Below are 17,622 nucleotides of genomic sequence, written 5' to 3'. Positions count from 1 at the left end.
GCCCATGCACAAAGGGCGCTCCCACCTTGCGGTGGAAGCGCCCTGTTCGTCGACGCTCAGAGGCCGCGACCCGCGGCGCCGCCGAAGCGATTGTGCGGTCAGGCCGGGACCGGCTCCGGCACCGGCGGCCTGGAGGGGGCCTTCGGCTTGGCGCTGGTCCGAGCCACCGACATGGGCTGACGGCGCAGATAGAACAGCCAGGTCACGGCCGCGCAGCTGGCGTAGAAGGCGACGAAGCCCCACAGCGCGGAGGTCGCCGATCCAGTCAGTGCGATGGACGAGCCGTACGCCTTCGGAATGTAGAAGGCGCCATAGGCCGCGATCGCCGAGGTGAAGCCGATCACCGCTGCCGACTCCCGCTCGGCCTGCTGCTGGCGATGCGCGGCGGGCAGTTCCGGCGCCGATTCATCCACCGCCCGCCGCATGATCCCGGGGACCATCTGGAAGGTCGAGGCATTGCCGACACCACTGACCAAGAACAGGGTCACGACCATGGCGAAGAAGCCAGGGAAGCTGTGCGCGCCAAGGAAGTAGACCATCCCGATGGTGGCCGCGATCTGGGCGACGAACACCCACAGGCTGACCACGGCGCCTCCCAGCCGGTCGGCAAGCCAGCCGGTGCCTGCCCGCGACAGGGCTCCGACCAGTGGTCCGACGAAGGCGTACTTGAGCGCATTCACCTCGGGGAAGGCCAGCTTGGCGAAGAGCGGGAAGCCCGCCGACATGCCGATGAAGGTCCCGAATGTGCCGGTGTAGAGCCAGCACATGATCCAGGTGTGGGCGCGGGCGAAGATCGTCGACTGGTCGGCGAAGCTCGCCCGGGCCGAGACGATGTCGTTCATTCCGAACCACGCCGCCAGGGTTCCAGCCAGGATCAGCGGAACCCACACGAAGCCGGCGTTCTGCATCCACAGCTGGGTGCCGGCAGCTGCGCTCTGGGAGTGACCGCCGAGTGCGCCGAACAGGCTCATGGTTATCGCCACCGGCACCAGGAACTGCATGACGCTGACGCCAAGGTTGCCCAGCCCGGCATTGATCGCCAGCGCGTTGCCTTTCTGCGACTTGGGGAAGAAGTAGCTAATGTTGGCCATGGAAGAGGCAAAGTTGCCGCCGCCCAGCCCGCACAACAGCGCCAGCACCAGGAAGATCAGGTACGGCGTCTGCGGGTTCTGCACCGCATAGCCGATGCCAAACGCCGGCACGAGCAGGGAGGCGGTGGAGAGGGTGGTCCACAGCCGCCCGCCGAAGATCGGCACCAGGAAGGCGTAGAAGATCCGCAGCGTCGCACCGGACAGACCCGGCAGCGCGGCCAGCCAGAACAGCTGGTCGGTGGTGAACTTGAAGCCGATGGCTGGCAGCTTGGCCACGACCACGCTCCACACCATCCACACCGCGAAGGACAGCAGGAGGTTGTAGGTCGATATGGCAAGGTTGCGCCGCGCCACCGGACGGCCCTTGCTCTTCCAGAAGGCCTCATTCTCCGGCTGCCAGTCGGCGATCGGTCCGGCGACGGGGGCCGGCAGCTTCACGCCAGCCTCGCCCAGGCCCTGCATCTCGGGAAGCTGGGGAAGTGCGGCCTCGTTGCCTTGACGAGCCGCCGAATTCTCCATCGTACGGATCGAAACATGCATCCAGATCAGCGCGACCGTGACGATGGCGAACAACAGGACGAAGCAGCTGGTCCACACGCCCGTAACGTCCAGGAGGACGCCGAAGGTCAGTGGCAGGACGAAGCCGCCAAGCCCGCCGACCATGCCGACCAGTCCGCCGACCGACCCGACATGGCTCGGGTAATAGACGGGGATGTGCTTGAAGACGGCGGCCTTGCCCAGGCTCATGAAGAAGCCGAGCGCGAACAAGGTGATCAGAAAGGGGATCAGGCTCATCTCAGTGTGAAAAGTGATCGGTCCCTTCACGCCCTGGATGAGGTAGGTGGTCGGCGGATAGGACAGCATGAACAGGCAGACGACGGACACCGCGAAGGTCACGTACATGACCGCCCGCGCGCCGTAACGGTCCGACAGGGTGCCGCCGTAGATGCGGAACAGGCTGGCGGGGACCGAATAGAATGCGGCCAACATGCCGGCGGTCTTCACGTCCAGGCCGTAGGCCCCAATCAGGTAGCGCGGCAGCCAGAGGGAAAGACCGACAAAGGCGCCGAAGACGAAGAAGTAATAAAGGGCGAAGCGCCAGACCTGGAGATTGGCGAGGACTGCCAGCTCCCCTTTCATGGTCTTGCGGGCACGCACCTTATTCGCCCCAGCGCGGTGGTCGGGATCCTCCTTGGTGAAAAGCAGGAACAGGCCCGAGGTGACGATCAGTGCCCCGGCCCAGATCTGCGCAACGGACTGCCAGCCCGCAGCAACCATCACGAATGGAGCCAGGAACTTCGTCACGGCCGCGCCAACGTTGCCGGCCCCGAAGATGCCGAGCGCGGTTCCCTGCTTTCCACTGGGGTAGAAGCTCGACACATAGCTGACGCCGACGGAGAAGGCGCCCCCCGCGATGCCCACGCCCAGGGCAGCGATCAGCAATTGCGGATAGGTGTGCGCGTAAGATGTCAGGAAGGTGGCGACGGCGGCGAGCACCATGACGCCGGCCATGACCTTGCGGCCGCCAAACTGGTCGGACCAGATGCCGAGGAACACCCGGGTGAGCGAACCGGTGAGGATCGGCGTGCCGACCAGCAATCCGAACTCCGTCTCGGAGAGGCCGAGCTGCTGCTTCAAGCCGAGGCCGATGATGGAGAAGATGGTCCAGACCGCAAAGCAGACGGTGAACGCAGCCGTACTCGCGCCCAGAGCCATCTTCCGCTCGGAGTTGGTGGTCACCTCGTGCCTGTTCATCGCTGTTCCCCGATAAGGGTCATGGCCCCGCGAAGAAGTCGCGGGAGTCTCTCGCAGCATGACCTCTCACCTTCGGCCTTTCATGCTGTTGATCTGCATCAAACGTTGAGTCAGGGATGTTACGGATAGGGAGTCGGTCGGCATGAGCAGCGACGGAAGCGAGATGAGCGAAACGCCCGAGGTACCGCTTCCCGGAACGGCCGGTCAGATCGCTCAGGAGCAGCCCGACCTCTGGGCAGCCTTCCAGGCGCTCGGCGCCGCGACCAGCAACGCGGGTCCGCTGGACGAGCGCACGCGCCGCCTGGTCAACCTGGCACTGGCCATTGGTGCCGACAGCGAGGGCGCGACCCACAGCCATGCGCGCCGGGCGCTCACCGAAGGAATTGGTCCGGAGGAGATGGATCAGGTCGCGTTTCTGGCGATCACCACGTTGGGATGGCCCCAGGCGGTTCGCGGGCTGACCTGGATCCGTGACGTCACCTGCGACGGCCACCGCGGCGGAAGGCAGCGCGCCTAATAGAGGTGAAGCAGCTTGGTCCCGGCGACCAGCAGCACCACGCCCAGTGCCTTCAACACGACAGGCGCCCTGAACCTGATGCCCAACGTCGTGCCAATGGCTGCCCCGGCCAGTACCGCCCCGGCGTAGAGCCAGAGGTGAGGCGGCAGGGTCTTTACCGCCGCCATGTTACCCAGCAGCCCTGCCGTCGAGTTGCACAGGATGAAGACGGCCGCGATGCCGCTGGTCGGCTTGGGCGCGGACCAGGCGAAGAACAGCAGCAGCGGTGACAGGAAGATGCCGCCGCCCGTTCCGGTGAGGCCACTCAACAGCCCGATCACGCAGCCGAGCAGCACGCCAAGCCAGATGGGCGGGTCGTGGGTTTCATTAAGCGCCCGGATCTCCCGCGGCCACAACAAGCGCACCGCGGAAACCAGCAACACCCCCCCGACCAGCAGCTTGTAGGTCTCACCCGGAAGCTTGAGCCAGCCGCCAAGGAAAGCGAACGGCATCGCCCCAATCAGGAACGGCCACAGCGTCCGCCAGCGGAACTGTCCCGCGCGAATGTAGCGAGCAGAGCCGAGCCCGGCGACGATCAGGTTCAGCACCAGCGCGGTGGGCTTCATCACCGCTGGAGGCACGCCGAACAGCGCCATCAGCGCGAGATAGGCCGACGCCCCGCCGTGACCGACACTGCTGTACAGCGCCGCACCCACCAGCATCAGAAAAGCAAGCAGCCATACGCTATGATCGATGGCGGCCGGCACTGCTCTGCTCAGCCCCCAGTGACGCTCATGTGCCGAGCCAACGCCGGCTTCGCTGCCGCGATGTTGAAGTCATGTCCCTTGGGCTTGCCGGCGAGCAGCACGTCCAGCGTGGCATTGACCCGCTCGGTCCCTCCATCCCGGAGGAGGTCGCGCAGCTCGACCTTCTGGTCATGGCCGAGGCAGCCGTAGACCGTGCCCGTCGCGGCGACGCGGATGCGGTTGCAGCCGGCGCAGAAGTTCTCACTAAGCGGGGTTATCAGGCCCAGCTTCACGCCGCGTCCGTCCACCTGCCAGTAGCGCGCAGGCCCACCCGTACGATGGAACGACGGGTGCAGCGTGAAGCGTTCCTCCAGCCCTCGCCGGACCGCGTCGAGCGGCAGGTAATGGTCCGTGCGGTCGGCCTCGACCTCCCCCAGCGGCATGGTCTCGATTAGCGTCAGGTCGTGACCTTGCGCGTCGCACCACAGCAGCATGTCGGCGATTTCGTCCTCGTTCAGACCGGCCAGTGCCACCATGTTGATCTTGACGTGCAGGCCCGCGTCCCGCGCGGCGGCAATCCCCCGCAGCACCTGACTCAATTCGCCCCGCCTGGTGATGTGAGCGAAGCGCTGCGGGTCGCGCGTGTCCAGGCTGACGTTGACGCGCCGCACGCCCGCCTCCGCCAAGCCGCCCGCGACTTTCTCCAGCTGGGTGCCGTTCGTGGTGAGCGTGAGTTCCTCAAGCCCCTGGCCGATCCTCCTTCCCAAGGCGCGCACCAGGTCCATGATGCCTCTGCGCACCAGTGGCTCGCCGCCGGTCAGGCGAAGGCGCTTGACCCCCCGCGCAATGAAGATGTCGGCCAGCTCGACGATCTCCTCCAGGCTGAGGATGTCCTTTTTCGGAAGGAAGACCATCCGCTCCGCCATGCAATAGCGGCACCTGAGATCGCATCGATCGGTGACGGATAGCCGGACATAGCTGATGCGCCGCCCGAAGCTGTCGATCATACCGGCCTGGCTCATGAGACGCCTTCTAACGCAAACGAACGACCGCGATAGGCGCGGTCGTTATCCAACGGCTTGATGGGGATCGAACAGATTTGGGGCTGCCTCACCCGCACTTGGAATAGCCGCATTCAAGGCAGGTGTTGCACCCTTCGCTCTTCACCAAGCTGGCGGATCCGCATTGCGGACACGCGGGCCGAGGCGCGGCGGCCGCGACCTCCGGCTCGGGTCGGGGCGCCACCACGGTCTCCCGAGGCGAAAGTCCGGCAAGGTGGCGCTCGATGATGTCGCCGATAGCCGCCAGCAGCGATGGGACGTATTTGCCGTTCATCCACGCCCCTCCGCGCGGGTCGAACACAGCCTTCAGCTCTTCCGCGACGAAGGCAACGTCGGGCGAGCGGCGGAAGATGGCGGAGATCATCCGGGTCAGCCCGAGTGTCCAGGCGTAATGCTCCATGTTCTTGGAGTTGACGAAGATCTCGAACGGCCGCCGCTCGGGTCCTTCGCCGACATCGTTGATGGTGACGTAGACGGCATGGGCACTGTCGGGCCACTTGAGCTTGTACGTGGTGCCATGGAGCGCTTCCCCGCGGGGCTCCAGCGGCGGGTGAATCGCAAGGCCTTCCGCCTTTTTCTCGCTGACGGTCGAAAGGATCGAGCCGGTGATCGCGTTGGGCCGGTAAGTCGTCATACCCTTGCAGCCGAGCCGGTAGCCTTCGATGTAGATTTCGGCGAAGTCCTCAAAGGCGATGTCCTCGGGGCAGTTCACCGTCTTGGAAATGCTGCTGTCGATCAGCTCCTGCGCCGCCGCCTGCATCGCCAGGTGATCGGCTGGCTTCAGTGTCTGTGCGCTGACGAACAGGTCGGCCGGCGGAATGGCGTCGCCCTTTACCGAGCGCCAGACGTGCATGGCATAATCCTCGACCTGCTCCGTGCGGGTCGAGCCATCCGGATTGCGGATGCGCCGCTCGTAGCTGTAGGCGAACACCGGCTCGATGCCCGACGACACGTTCCCGGCGAGCAGCGACGTCGTGCCGGTGGGTGCGATGGACGTCAGGCAGCCGTTGCGAAGGCCATTCGCCTCGATCAGCGACCGGGTTTCATCATCAAGCGACAGCAGGTTGGGCGTGTCGAGCATCGCCGGGTCCCAGACCGGACACGCACCCTTGTTGGCGGCAAGAAGCGCGGACGCACGATAGGCCTCGCGTTTGATCACGCTCAGCCAGCGTTTGGTCAGCGCCACCGCCTCCGCACTGCCATACACGGCGCCGGTGAACAGCAGGGCGTCGGCAAGGCCCGTGATCCCCAGGCCGATCCGTCGCTTGGCCTTTGCCTCCGCCTCCTGCGCCGGCAGGGGATAACGGGAAATGTCGATGACATTGTCCAGCAGGCGGACTGCCGTGCGCGTGAGCTCGCCCAAATGCTCCTCGTCGAGCACAGCGTCGGGCTCGAACGGCCGATTCACCAGCCGCGCAAGGTTGAGCGAACCCAGCAGACAGGCGCCATAGGGCGGCAGCATCTGCTCCCCGCACGGATTGGAGGCGCTAATCGCCTCGCAATGGGCCAGGTTGTTGGCCAAGTTCACCCGGTCGATGAAGATGACTCCGGGCTCCGCACAGTCGTAGGTCGCACGCATCAGACGCTCCCAGAGCGCAGTTGCACCAACCATCCGGTAGGTCCTTCCGCCGAACACGAGCGGCCATTCGGCGTCCGCCTCTAGCGCTTGCATGAAGGCGTCCGTCACCAGCACCGAGATGTTGAAGTTGCGAAAGCGGGCGGCGTCGCGCTTGCTGTCGATGAATGCCTCGATGTCGGGGTGGTCGATGCGCAGACAGCCCATCATGGCGCCGCGCCGCTGCCCGGCGGAGATCACCGTCCGGCACATGGAATCCCAGCAGTCCATGAAGGTCAGCGGACCGGACGCTTCCGCTCCCACGCCAAGCACGGGCGCACCGCTCGGCCGCACCGTGGAGAAGTCCATGCCGACGCCGCCGCCCTGCTGCATGGTGACGGCGGCTTCCTTCAGATGTTCGAAGATGCCGTCCAGGCTGTCGGGCACGGTGCCCATCACGAAGCAGTTGAACAACGTCACGGTGCGCCCGGTCCCGGCGCCCGCGAGTACCCGTCCGGCGGGGATGAAGTGAAAGTCGCGGATCGCCTCCTCGAAGCGGGCGGCCCAGGCCTCGCGCACGCCGGGCTCCTCTGCCTGCGCAACAGCTTCCGCCACCCGCGCGGCGGTCTCGCCAAAGCTCGAGTCTCCGTCGCCCTCGATCGGTCGGAAGCGGTACTTGGCGGTCCAGATTTCCTCGGCGATGGCGATATCGAACATGGCGCTTTCACCCAATATCTTGTGTCTGAGCGTCATACTCACCGCAACATGAAGGATGAATGATCCAGATCATTGCGCGTCTCGGCAAGGCTCACTTCTCGCCCTTCCGAGGACTCGCGAGAACCGGCAGATAGGCCAGCAGGAACAGGGCAAAGGCGGCGATGAACAGCAGGGCACTCGCCCGGATGAGCTCGGTGTAGTGCTCACTGAGGAGTGGCGCCGCGACCCGGGTCACCGCCGCTGCGGTGATCAGTCCGAACAGCAGCTGAGTCGGCCCATTCGCCTTCAGTGCTCGCCCAGTATGGCCCAGGCTTGCCCGGGTCATCACCGCCAGAATCATCGAGGCCGCGGCCCCAACCATCAGCGCATGGATGGCCACCGACCGTGGCAGCTGGTCTGTCAGGATGCTCGCCCCCAGCAGGGCCAGCCCCACCGGCACCCACAGGAAGGCCACGTGCAGGATCAGCACCAGCCGGTCCGCCGCTGTCCGGCTGCCCTGCCAGCGTAGCAGCCGCAGCAGCTGCAGCGCCGCCGCGAACAGCAGCAGCAGGCCGGTCAGCTTGAACTCGGGCGCCGCCGCCCAAAAGAGAAACGCTATCGCCGTCGCGCCGATCGTGACCAGATCGAAGGGGCCTGGCTGCGTCGGCAGGTCCTTGGTCTCGCCGCGCTTGGCGAGCCAGTTGCGGGTGAAGCTCGGGATAATTCGGCCCCCGATCAGGCTGATCAGCAAAGTGATCAGCCCGATCCCCAGCCGCACACCAAGGAGCGGGTCCGCGACCAGGCCCGCCATTCCGGCGTGGTCCAGCCCGCTCGCGACCGCCAGCAGCAGCATGGCCGCGGCCACCGGCACATTGCGGTTCTTGGCCGCCAGCACCTCTTGCAAGGCAATGAGGCCCAGCACGAGCGGGAAGCTCACATCCACCGCCGCCGCCGCAGCCGGTCCAATCACCCCCGACCCAAGCATCGCCGCCCGCCCGGCCAGCCACAACAGCACCAGTCCCGCGAGCGGCGAACCGGCGATCGGGAGACGGCCGGTCCAGTTGGGAATGGCGGTAAGCATGAAGCCGGCCACGGCCGCAACGACAAAGCCGAACAGCATCTCGTGCCGGTGCCAGGCGAGCGCGTCTGGAACAGGCAACGTGATCGCTCCCGCCAGGCTACAGAGCCACAGCACCAGCGCCACCAGCGCCCATGCCGCGCTAACGAGGAAGAAGGGCCGGAACCCACCGCGCAGGAACGCGGGGGACTCCGCCATGCGCCGCTGGCGTAAGGCCAGCATCTGTTCGCCACGGGTCAGCATCGTCGATGAATGGCAGGAGGGGCGAAGTGGCGTGATGCGGAGTTGTACCTAATTGCCGGAGCAATGATTCGGAGCAGACATCCTCAGCCCGGCTGAACTAATTGCTGGAAGGCTGTTTCGGCGCCCGAAAGCAGACCGTCCGCTCACGGCCATTTGCCGACGCTCAGGCCGCAGACACTCCGCATGCCTGCTGTTGGTGGGAACAGGACCGACTGCTCCCCGGCGACCACTTACGATTTGCCGACGTTCGGCCGTGGCGACCTTGGTGAACGAACGTCCGCTCACCTTTTCAATTCGGTCATTCCCGATCGACCGTCGCGCGTCGGTAAACGTGCCGCCACCCATCATGGTGGCGCCGCGCTTCGATCGAAGGAGCCTGCCCAAATGACATGCAGCTCACTTGATCTTGCGAGTTATTCGCAATAACATGTTTGACCATCGGGGGGGTAAATCTTGCGTCATCGTCATTTGGCCGGCCTCGCGTCGGCCCTCTTGTTTGCAGCCTCGCCAGCTTGTGCAGGTGAGCTTGCGACCAAGGTCTACTCACCGGTGCTGGAGCCGGGGCAAACCGAAATAGAGTCCCGCTATGGCCGCCTGGTCGGTGGCGAGGATGCTCGCGAAGATGACCTTCTGGTCGAAGTGGCACACCATCTTTCCAAGCGCTTCTACGGTGGCTTCGAACTTGCCACCCACCGCGACCCAAACGGCTCGCGCGAGATCGAGTCCTTCGGCGTCGAAGCCATCGTCAGCTTCGGCAAAGTCGCGGGAATTCAGTCTGGTGTGCTCGTCGAATATGCCGCCAATCGACATGGTCGCGACGCCCTCGAGACCAAGTTGCTGCTTGAAAGGCCGATCGGAGAGTTCGACGCGCGCTTGAACCTCATTGCGGAGAAAGAACTCAGGGCAGGGGGTCCGCTTGAATTCGCTTACGCTGCGTCGGCAGACACCGAAGTCGCCGACGAGTTTCGGCTCGGTGTGATGGCGCTCGGCGAACTAGGCTCGTCCAGGCACCTGACCACTCACGGCGAGCATTTCGTTGGCCCCAACCTCAAGTACGAGCTCGAACCCAAGGAGGGTGGGGGAGAGCTTGGATTCGAACTCGGCTACCTGTTTGCCCTCGGCGAAGCCCGCGACGACGCGCGCGGACTGCTCCGGCTGCAGGTCGAGTACGGCTTCCGCTTCTAGGCGCCGGCCAGAATCAGTCGCGTTCACCCGTCTGCGCGAGCAGCGACGCATCCCCGAGAAAGCGCGTGCCCAGCAGGCCCGCCGCCAGCGCGCTGAGCGGGCCGCCGCGCGCCTCGTCGGCATCGAAGCTGACGTCGGCCACGTTGATGACTGGCTTGCCGCTCTGCTGCAAAGCGCCGTTGAGGCGCTGGAGGTCACCGGACTGAAGCGCCGCGAAGTCCCGTTCCACGTCGGTTAGTTCGCGCTCGAGGGCTTCCACTCGCGCAAGCTGATAAGCGGTCGGGGCGCCGTCAGTGGTGGTGATCGCACCGTAGACCGTATCGGTATGTTCGCGCAGCCGCTCTTCACCCGTGATCGCGCCACCCTCGGTGGTCGCCGCGATCTGCTTGCGTAGTACGTCACCGCGCTCCGCTACTTTCTCGGCAAGCTCCCGCGTGGGGGCGGGTGCACCCTTGTCGTCAGCGATCCGCTCGGCACCCTCACGAGCGGCGGCGATCTTGGCGGCAAGAGTACTCATCCGCGAGAAAAGCGACTTCACCCGCTCGGCCGCGTCATACTGTGCCTTGCGATCCGCGAGCGTGTAGGTCGCGCGGCGATCGAGCACGACGTCGAGCGGCATCGTTTCCGCTACGCCATTCTTGGTGATCCGCACCGTGTAACGACCCGGCATGACTCGCTGTCCCTGCGTCGAAGCGCCCGCGATGGAGGCGGCCGGCGGGACCTGCGGCGGCTTGGTCAGCATCGACCAGCTGATGCGGTTCAGCCCCTTGCGCCGAGCGGCCGGCAATTCGTCCACCACCGCGCCATTCGCGTCCAGGATTTCGACCTTCATCCGACCGATGACGTGCCGGGCGCGCTGATAGTAGCTGATCTGCGCGCCGTCCGGCGGGTTCTGACCGGCGTAGGTGGCATCCCCCTCGGCCCAGCCACCGCTGCCGCGCAGGCGCTGTTCGACCGGCCGGGACGGAATGAGCTTCAGGTCGGCCGCCAGTGTGGATGCATCGAGGCTGCGCAGCGGTGAGATGTCGTCGACGATCCAGATCCCCCGCCCGTGCGTCGCCAGCACCATGTCGTCGTCGCGAGTCTGGAAGGCGATGTCGCGGACCGCGACGTCCGGGAAGCCGGTTGGCTTGAACCGCGCCCAGGTCGTACCCCGATCGATCGAAGTGAAAAGACCCTTCTCAGTTCCAAGGTACAGGATCGACGGACGCCTGGGATCTTCCTTGATCACCCACGCATGGCCCGTCACGGCGTTGGTTCGGGCGCCGACGATTGGCTGCCAGCTCCGGCCGTAATCGGTGGTCCGGAACACGTAGGGGGCAAAGTCGCCATAGGTGTGGCGATCGATTGCGACATAGGCGGTCCCGGCGTCGCTCCGGCTCGCCTCGACCCACGAGACCCAGCTGCCGGCGGGCACCTTGAGGTTGCGGGTGAGATTGGTCCAGTGCGCCCCGCCATCACGGGTCAGCTGGACATTTCCGTCGTCCGTTCCGACCCAGATCTGCCCGGGCGAGAGCGGACTTTCGGAGATGGAGTAGATGGTGGCGTTGGTTTCCGCGGCGCTGTTGTCGACGGTGATCCCACCCGACTGCTCCTGTTTTTGGCGCATCGGGTCGTTGGTCGTGAGGTCGGGCGAGATGCGATCCCAGGTCGCACCATGATCACGCGTGCGGAACAGGAATTGCGACCCGATATACAGCACGGACTTGTCGTTCGGAGACAATGCGATCGGCGTGTTCCAATTGTACCGGAGCTTTTCCTTGTAGCCCGGTAGCGGCTGGATCGACCGCCCCGTCAGTGTCCGCCGGTCGATGCGCGCAATCGTCCCGCCCTGATATTCGGCGTAGACGAAGTTGGGATCGGTCGGATCAGCGAACGTCCACATGCCGTCGCCGCCGTACACATTCTCCCACCGCGAGTTGGTGATGCCGCCGGGATATTCCTGATCGCCGACCCAGCTCGAATTGTCCTGAAGCCCGCCGTAGACCTGATAGGGATCACGATCGTCGACGCTGACGTGATAGAACTGGCTGATTGGGAGGTTATACCCCTTCCACCATTTGTTGGCGCCATCATGGCTGAACCAAAGTCCGCCGTCGTCCGCGCCAACCAGCTCCTTGCTGTTGTTCGGATTGATCCAGACGTCGTGCCAGTCGCCATGGCTGGCGCCGGCCGCGTTCGCGAAGCTCTTGCCGCCGTCCTCCGAAGCGATGACCGAGAAGCCCATCTTGTAGAGCTTCTGGTCGTCCTTGGGATCGACCACCAACCGGCTGAAGTAGAATGGTCGCCAGACCATGCCCTGGCTGCGGTCCCGCTCCTCCCAAGTGCGCCCACCGTCGCTCGACGCGAACAGCGCCGAACGGACATTCTCGATGAAGGCGTAGATCATCTTCGGGTTGGACGGTGCGAAGACCACCTCCACCCGGCCCCACGGACCTTTCGGAAGGCCCGATCGGGTGGAGGAATCAAGCGGGACCCAAGTCGCGCCGCCGTCCTGGCTTTCCATCATGCGGCTACCGGACGGAGCGGTCGGCCCTTCACCGCCAGAACGGAAGGTCCAGCCCTTGCGCCGGAAGTCCCACAGGCCCGCCAGCAGGTGCCGCGGGTTCGCGGGATCGAGCGTCACCGACGAACAGCCGGTCGAAAGGTTCGAGCCCTTGAGCACCAGGCTCCAGGTCGCACCACCATCGAGGGTGCGGTAGAGGCCGCGATCGGCACTGTCGCTCCACAGGGCGCCGGGCGCGCAGGCATAAACGATGTTGCTGTTCGTGGGATCGATCGCGATTTTCGTGATGCGTTCGGTCCGGGGGAGCCCCACGCGGGTCCAGTTGTCGCCGCCGTCTGTCGACTTCCAGATGCCGTCACCGATCGAGACGGAATTGCGTGTCCACGATTCTCCCGTGCCCACCCAGATGGTCTTCGGGTCCTTGGGATCGATAGCGATGGCGCCAATCGACTGCGACCCGGCCTTGTCGAATACAGGGCGGAAAGTCGTTCCGCTGTCTTCCGACTTCCATACGCCGCCAGAGGCCGCGCCGACATACAGCGTGACTTTTCCGTCAGCCTCCTGGTGACCAGCAAGCGCGGCGATGCGCCCCGACATGGTCGCCGAACCGATGTTGCGGATGCCAAGGCCGGAGACGGTGCCCGAGTCCACGGTCGGCGTGGGTGCGGCTGGGCTGGCGGCCATCGCGGCGGTGCTGCTGGCGGCGAGAAGCAGCGCGGTGATCGAAATGCGCATGGGCATCATCCTTCTCAGTGCGCCGGGGAGGACTTGGCCGGGCTTGCCGGGGTTGTCGGTTGGGGCGGTTGTGGCGTTTGCGACGGTTTCTGCTCCGACGCATCGGGAGCGGCCGGCGCGGCTCGGGCTGCGCTTCCGCCGGGTTGTGCGAAACTCGCCGGGTCGACCTTCGGGTTCGCCACCGCCGACGCAATCAGGATCCGCACTCGCTGGCCGGGCTGAGTCGGCTGCCAGCTGTCGATCGCCATCGGGAAGTAGACACCGCCGACCTTCTCATAGTCGCCATACTCATAATCGGTGACGGTCTGCGCCCCGCGCACCTGCCGAGTCTCGGTCGCCCGGATCTCAAGGAAGGTGTCCGGATCAAGGAGGTAATCATATTGATCGCCGTCCTTCTGCCGGACCTGCAACTTGTAGGCGTTGGTTCCATCGAAGTCTTCGCGACCGAGGTAACGAACGGTCGAGCCGTCGCGTAGCGATGCCAGCAGCACGCCGTCGATCAGGGCTGCGTCGGCCTGCGCGCGGGCCTCGTCGGTGGACATCCGCTCGGCATCTTTGCGGCCCTGGAAAGGATTGATCTTCCAGGCCGACTGACCGTCATACGCTTGCACCACCGTGAGACCCTGGACGCTGAGGTCGTCACGCACCCGGTCGCCGCCTGCTCCACCCCGGGCGCGGACCTCGTGATAGGTGAGCTGGAAGTCGCCAGGGGCAATGAACTTGCCGTCGAACTGGAGCGCGTTGATCGCGGCCAAGGCCGAGGCGCCCCCACGAGCGGCCAAATTCTTGGCGACAAGGTCTGCGGCGCTCGGCTCAACCGCCGAAGCTGGAGCCGACATGGCCAGCAGGAAACAAGCTAAACCAGCAGCGCGAGCGTTCATGCGGCGTCCCCCTCGATGTCGGCGAAGAGTGCCCATCATCCACGGCTAGAGCAAGCAAACTCTCGTTAACGACCGGCTCGGACGAAGCCGTACCCCATCGGCCCCTGCTGCCGCCTCCGATCCGCCGGCAAACGCTTGCCCATCGTGCTGAGGCTCGCCAAGGCAAAAGCATGTTTGAACTCGATCAACGCCGGTTCAACCGACTTGCGCTTGGCGCGATGCTGCTCGGCTTCCTGTTGCTTGCGGGGGCTTTTGGCGCCGCCCTCGTCAGCCAGGCAATTGACCAGCGCAGCAACCAGTGGGTTCAGCACACCTTTCGCGTAGTTGATGAACTTAGCCGGCTCGACCTGGCTGTCGAACGCAGCGAAACGGCGGCTCGGGGCTACGTCATCCGCCCCGATGTCAAGCGACGCCAGACCTTCCAACAGAACCGCGACCTTTTCGCGCCGGCGCTCGACAGCATCGGCCGCGAAACCAGCGACAATCCCGTCCAGACAAGGACGATCGCGCGGCTCATCCCCATGCTTGCCGATGAACGCGACACCCTTAATCGGATCATCGCCCTGACCGACCAGCGCGGTGCCGACGCGGCGCAGGCGGCGCTGGGGATTGAAATGGACAAGCGGCGGCTCAACGCCATTCGCGCCGTGCTGGCGGAAATGCGAGCGGAAGAACTTCGCCTGCTCCGCATTCGGATCGGGGACGCTAAGCGCGCGTCGGGCTGGTCCCAGCTCGCGTTGCTAGTCACCGGGCTACTGCTCGGCTTGCTTGGCCTCGTGACCTTCCTCACTGTTCGCCGCTATACCGGACAGCTCGAGGGCGCCCGCGCGCGGGTCGACCAGCTAAACGCTGGCCTCGAAGCACGCGTCCGGGAACGCACCGCCGAACTGAGACGGGTGAACGCCGAGTTGCAGCGCTTTGCCTACATCGTGAGCCACGACCTGCGCTCACCTCTCGTCAACATCATGGGTTTCACCGCCGAGCTCGACACTTCGGCCAAGGCGCTCACGGGATTGATCGACAAGGTCGATGCCGAGGCGCCCCAACTGGTCGATGAGCCTGCGCGGCTGGCGGCGCGGGAGGACCTGCCCGAAGCGGTGAGTTTCATCCGTGCCTCGACCCAAAAGATGGACCGGCTCATCAACGCGATCCTGCGCCTCTCCCGAGAGGGTCGCCGCAATCTTCGTCCCGAGCGGCTGGACCTAGGTGAGGTGATCCCCGGAATTGCCCGGACCTTCGAACAGCAACTGAGCGCCCTCGACGCAAGTGTGGAGGTCGGCAAACGGATGCCTGTCATCGAGCAGGACCGGGTGGTGATCGAGCAGATCGTCTCCAACCTCGTCGACAATGCTCTCAAATACGGCGTGGAGCGCGGCGGCCACATCCGCGTCGGCGCGGTGACCAGGGGTCCAATGACCGAAATCAGCGTCAGTGATGATGGCCGGGGAATCGACCCCAAGGACCATGAGCGTATCTTCGACCTGTTCCGGCGTGCCGGAAAGCAGGACGTGGCCGGCGAGGGGCTCGGCCTTGCCCACGTCCGCGCGCTCGCTTACCGGCTCGGAGGTTCGATCGACGTCAGCTCGCAGGTTGGCCAAGGTGCGACTTTTCGTTTAGTTATCCCAACGATTTACCGCGAACAGGAGCCTGAAGCTTGAACCAGCAGCGACCCGTCAGCATCGTCATGATCGAAGATGACGAGGGCCATGCGCGGCTGATCGAGAAGAACATCCGGCGCGCGGGCATCTCCAACACGCTGAAGCACTTTCTCGATGGCGGAAGCGCGCTCGACTATCTGTTCAACGACCCCGAGGGGCCGTGCAAGAACGGACCGGCGCTGGTCCTGCTGGACCTTAACCTGCCCGACATGAGTGGGACCGAGATCCTCGAGCGTATCAAGAGCGACCCCGCGCTGAAGCGGACGCCCGTGGTCGTTCTCACCACGACCGACGACAAAGTCGAGATCGAGCGCTGCTACGACCTGGGTGCGAACGTCTACATCACCAAGCCGGTGAACTACGAGAGCTTCGCCGACGCCATCCGTCAGCTTGGGCTGTTCCTGTCGGTGATACAGGTCCCGGAACCCGACGCCGCGTGAAGCAAGCGCGTCGCATCCTCTACATCGACGACGATCCCGGTCTGTGCCGCCTGGTGCAGAAGTCGCTCGAGCGTCAGGGCTACCGGGTCGCTACGGCGAACACCGGCGATGAAGGCCTCGCCCTGGCCGCGGCTGGCGGCTTCGACGTGATCGCCGTTGATCATTACATGCCGGGGCAGGACGGGCTGGAAACGCTCACCGCCCTGCGCAAGCTGCGTGACTGTCCGCCGGTGGTCTATGTCACCGGATCCGAGGAGAGCCGGGTCGCAGTGGCGGCGCTCAAGGCGGGTGCTGCTGACTATATCGTCAAGTCGACCGGCGGCGACTTCGTCGAACTTCTGGAGCAGAGCTTCGATACGACGCTGGCAGCGGTTCGGCTGCAGCAGGAGAAGCTCGCCGCCGAGCAGGCGCTGAAAAGCTCGAACGAGCGGCTTCAGGCGCTCCTTCGGGAGGTCAATCACCGGGTCGCCAACTCGCTGCAGATGGTGTCCGCCTTCGTCCACATGCAAGCGCGCGACGTCACCAACGAGGCCGCACGCGAGGCACTGCGTGACACCGACAGCCGGATTAAGGCGATCGCCCAGGTGCACCGCCGGCTCTACACGTCGGACGACGTCGAAAGCGTGGCGATGGACGAATATCTAGCGGCCATCGTGGCTGAGCTGCAGGATACCTGGTCGACCCCTTCCGCGCCGCGCCCGATCCGGCTGCAAGCCGACCAGCTGGTCATGAAGACGGATCATGCGGTCTCGCTTGGCGTCGTGGTCAATGAGTTGGTCAGCAACGCCTGCAAGTACGCCTATCAACCCGAGGAGCCGGGCGAGATAAGGGTCAGGCTTGCCGGCAAGGTGCCGAGCGGCTTCCGCTTGGAGATCGAGGACGACGGTGTCGGCATGCCGGCGGGTGCCAAGCCAAAGGGCAGCGGCCTAGGCTCCAAGATTATCCATGCGATGGCTCGCAGCCTGTCGGCCAGCTTCGCCTACGAAGCCTCACCCGCCGGTGTCCGGGCGGTACTCCAGGCCGCCTGATTCAGGCTGGCAAGCCGCCGGTCTGCCGCAGGGCTTCACCCAGTGCCAGCGCCGCCGATGTCGCGAGATTGAGCGAACGCACCTCCGCCCGCATCGGCAGACGCACCCTGGCATCGCAAGCCTCGGCAACGATCGCGGGAACCCCTGCGCTCTCCTTGCCGAACAGCAGCACGTCGTCTGCTTCGAAGTGGAAAGTGTAGGCATCTTCCGCCGCTTTGGTGGTGAAAAGGATCAGCCGGCTGCCCGCGAGTGTTTGCTTGAAAGCGTCGAAATCCTGATGGCGAGTGACGCTGACATGATCGATATAGTCCATGGCGGTCCGCCGGACTCGGCGGTCATCCCAGGCGAAGCCCATCGGCTCGATCAGGTCGATTGCCGCGCCCAAGCAAGCGCCGAGCCGCAGCACCGAGCCGACATTGCCAGCGATTTCAGGTTCGAACAGCGCGATCCGCATCAAGGCTGACTGGC

The 17,622-nt window shown here is 65.0% G+C and carries 13 protein-coding genes; 5 read left to right on the top strand and 8 right to left on the bottom strand.

Going from position 1 to position 17,622, the window contains the following annotated elements; all coding sequences use genetic code 11:
• Positions 1 to 98 precede the first annotated feature (98 nt).
• The gene (locus M8312_RS08175; protein WP_284070165.1) at positions 99 to 2,846 is read right to left on the bottom strand and encodes a nitrate/nitrite transporter; all 2,748 of its coding nucleotides are present in this window, start codon (positions 2,844 to 2,846) and stop codon (positions 99 to 101) included.
• 142 nt (positions 2,847 to 2,988) lie between these two features.
• Here M8312_RS08175 and M8312_RS08170 point away from each other — a divergent pair, with 142 nt between their 5' ends.
• Positions 2,989 to 3,363, top strand: a complete 375-nt coding sequence (locus tag M8312_RS08170) for a carboxymuconolactone decarboxylase family protein (RefSeq protein WP_250117224.1) — start codon at positions 2,989 to 2,991, stop codon at positions 3,361 to 3,363.
• Here the strand turns inward: M8312_RS08170 and M8312_RS08165 are convergent.
• The 4 genes from M8312_RS08165 to M8312_RS08150 all read right to left on the bottom strand — a co-directional run bounded on the left by M8312_RS08165 (position 3,360) and on the right by M8312_RS08150 (position 8,676).
• Positions 3,360 to 4,109: a sulfite exporter TauE/SafE family protein gene (locus M8312_RS08165; RefSeq protein WP_250117223.1), complete on the bottom strand. Its 750-nt coding sequence runs from the start codon at positions 4,107 to 4,109 to the stop codon at positions 3,360 to 3,362. The two genes, M8312_RS08170 and M8312_RS08165, sit on opposite strands and share 4 nt — an antisense overlap.
• An 8-nt stretch (positions 4,110 to 4,117) precedes the next feature.
• Positions 4,118 to 5,110, bottom strand: a complete 993-nt coding sequence (gene moaA / locus M8312_RS08160) for a GTP 3',8-cyclase MoaA (RefSeq protein ID WP_250117222.1) — start codon at positions 5,108 to 5,110, stop codon at positions 4,118 to 4,120.
• A gap of 88 nt (positions 5,111 to 5,198) precedes the next feature.
• Entirely contained in the window at positions 5,199 to 7,457 is a 2,259-nt protein-coding gene (locus tag M8312_RS08155; RefSeq protein ID WP_250117221.1) for an adenosylcobalamin-dependent ribonucleoside-diphosphate reductase, read from the bottom strand.
• Positions 7,458 to 7,512: 55 nt separating this feature from the next.
• Positions 7,513 to 8,676 carry an NnrS family protein gene (locus tag M8312_RS08150; protein WP_250117220.1) on the bottom strand — a complete coding sequence of 388 codons (1,164 nt, stop codon included), beginning with the start codon at positions 8,674 to 8,676 and terminating at the stop codon, positions 7,513 to 7,515.
• Positions 8,677 to 9,189: 513 nt separating this feature from the next.
• On the opposite strand from M8312_RS08150, the gene M8312_RS08145 reads away from it, so the two are divergent.
• Complete coding sequence (locus tag M8312_RS08145; RefSeq protein WP_250117219.1) at positions 9,190 to 9,906, top strand: hypothetical protein; 717 nt, start codon at positions 9,190 to 9,192, stop codon at positions 9,904 to 9,906.
• A 13-nt stretch (positions 9,907 to 9,919) separates the two neighbouring features.
• On the opposite strand, the gene M8312_RS08140 is transcribed toward M8312_RS08145, so the two are convergent.
• Both M8312_RS08140 and M8312_RS08135 read right to left on the bottom strand, forming a co-directional pair.
• Positions 9,920 to 13,147 carry a WD40/YVTN/BNR-like repeat-containing protein gene (locus M8312_RS08140; RefSeq protein ID WP_250117218.1) on the bottom strand — a complete coding sequence of 1,076 codons (3,228 nt, stop codon included), beginning with the start codon at positions 13,145 to 13,147 and terminating at the stop codon, positions 9,920 to 9,922.
• 14 nt (positions 13,148 to 13,161) lie between these two features.
• Positions 13,162 to 14,028, bottom strand: coding sequence for a LolA-like protein (locus M8312_RS08135; protein ID WP_250117217.1), 867 nt, complete (start codon positions 14,026 to 14,028; stop codon positions 13,162 to 13,164).
• Between the two features lie 170 nt (positions 14,029 to 14,198).
• Here M8312_RS08135 and M8312_RS08130 point away from each other — a divergent pair, with 170 nt between their 5' ends.
• The 3 genes from M8312_RS08130 to M8312_RS08120 are packed head-to-tail and all read left to right on the top strand — an operon-like array spanning position 14,199 to position 17,154.
• The gene (locus M8312_RS08130; protein ID WP_250117216.1) at positions 14,199 to 15,686 is read left to right on the top strand and encodes a sensor histidine kinase; all 1,488 of its coding nucleotides are present in this window, start codon (positions 14,199 to 14,201) and stop codon (positions 15,684 to 15,686) included.
• Positions 15,687 to 15,712: 26 nt separating this feature from the next.
• A complete protein-coding gene (locus M8312_RS08125) occupies positions 15,713 to 16,126 on the top strand; it encodes a response regulator (RefSeq protein ID WP_250119741.1) in 414 nt (137 codons plus the stop codon).
• Positions 16,123 to 17,154, top strand: coding sequence for a response regulator (locus tag M8312_RS08120; RefSeq protein WP_250117215.1), 1,032 nt, complete (start codon positions 16,123 to 16,125; stop codon positions 17,152 to 17,154). Before M8312_RS08125 ends, M8312_RS08120 begins: the two co-directional genes overlap by 4 nt.
• Before the next feature lies 1 nt (position 17,155).
• On the opposite strand, the gene M8312_RS08115 is transcribed toward M8312_RS08120, so the two are convergent.
• Entirely contained in the window at positions 17,156 to 17,608 is a 453-nt protein-coding gene (locus M8312_RS08115) for a tRNA (cytidine(34)-2'-O)-methyltransferase (RefSeq protein ID WP_250117214.1), read from the bottom strand.
• Positions 17,609 to 17,622: the final 14 nt, after the last annotated feature.

The sequence above is a fragment of the Sphingomonas sp. KRR8 genome (assembly GCF_023559245.1).
Classification (GTDB): domain Bacteria; phylum Pseudomonadota; class Alphaproteobacteria; order Sphingomonadales; family Sphingomonadaceae; genus Sphingomicrobium.
The sequence above is the reverse complement of the archived record's forward strand: the minus strand, read 5'-3'. Positions and strand labels throughout refer to the sequence as shown.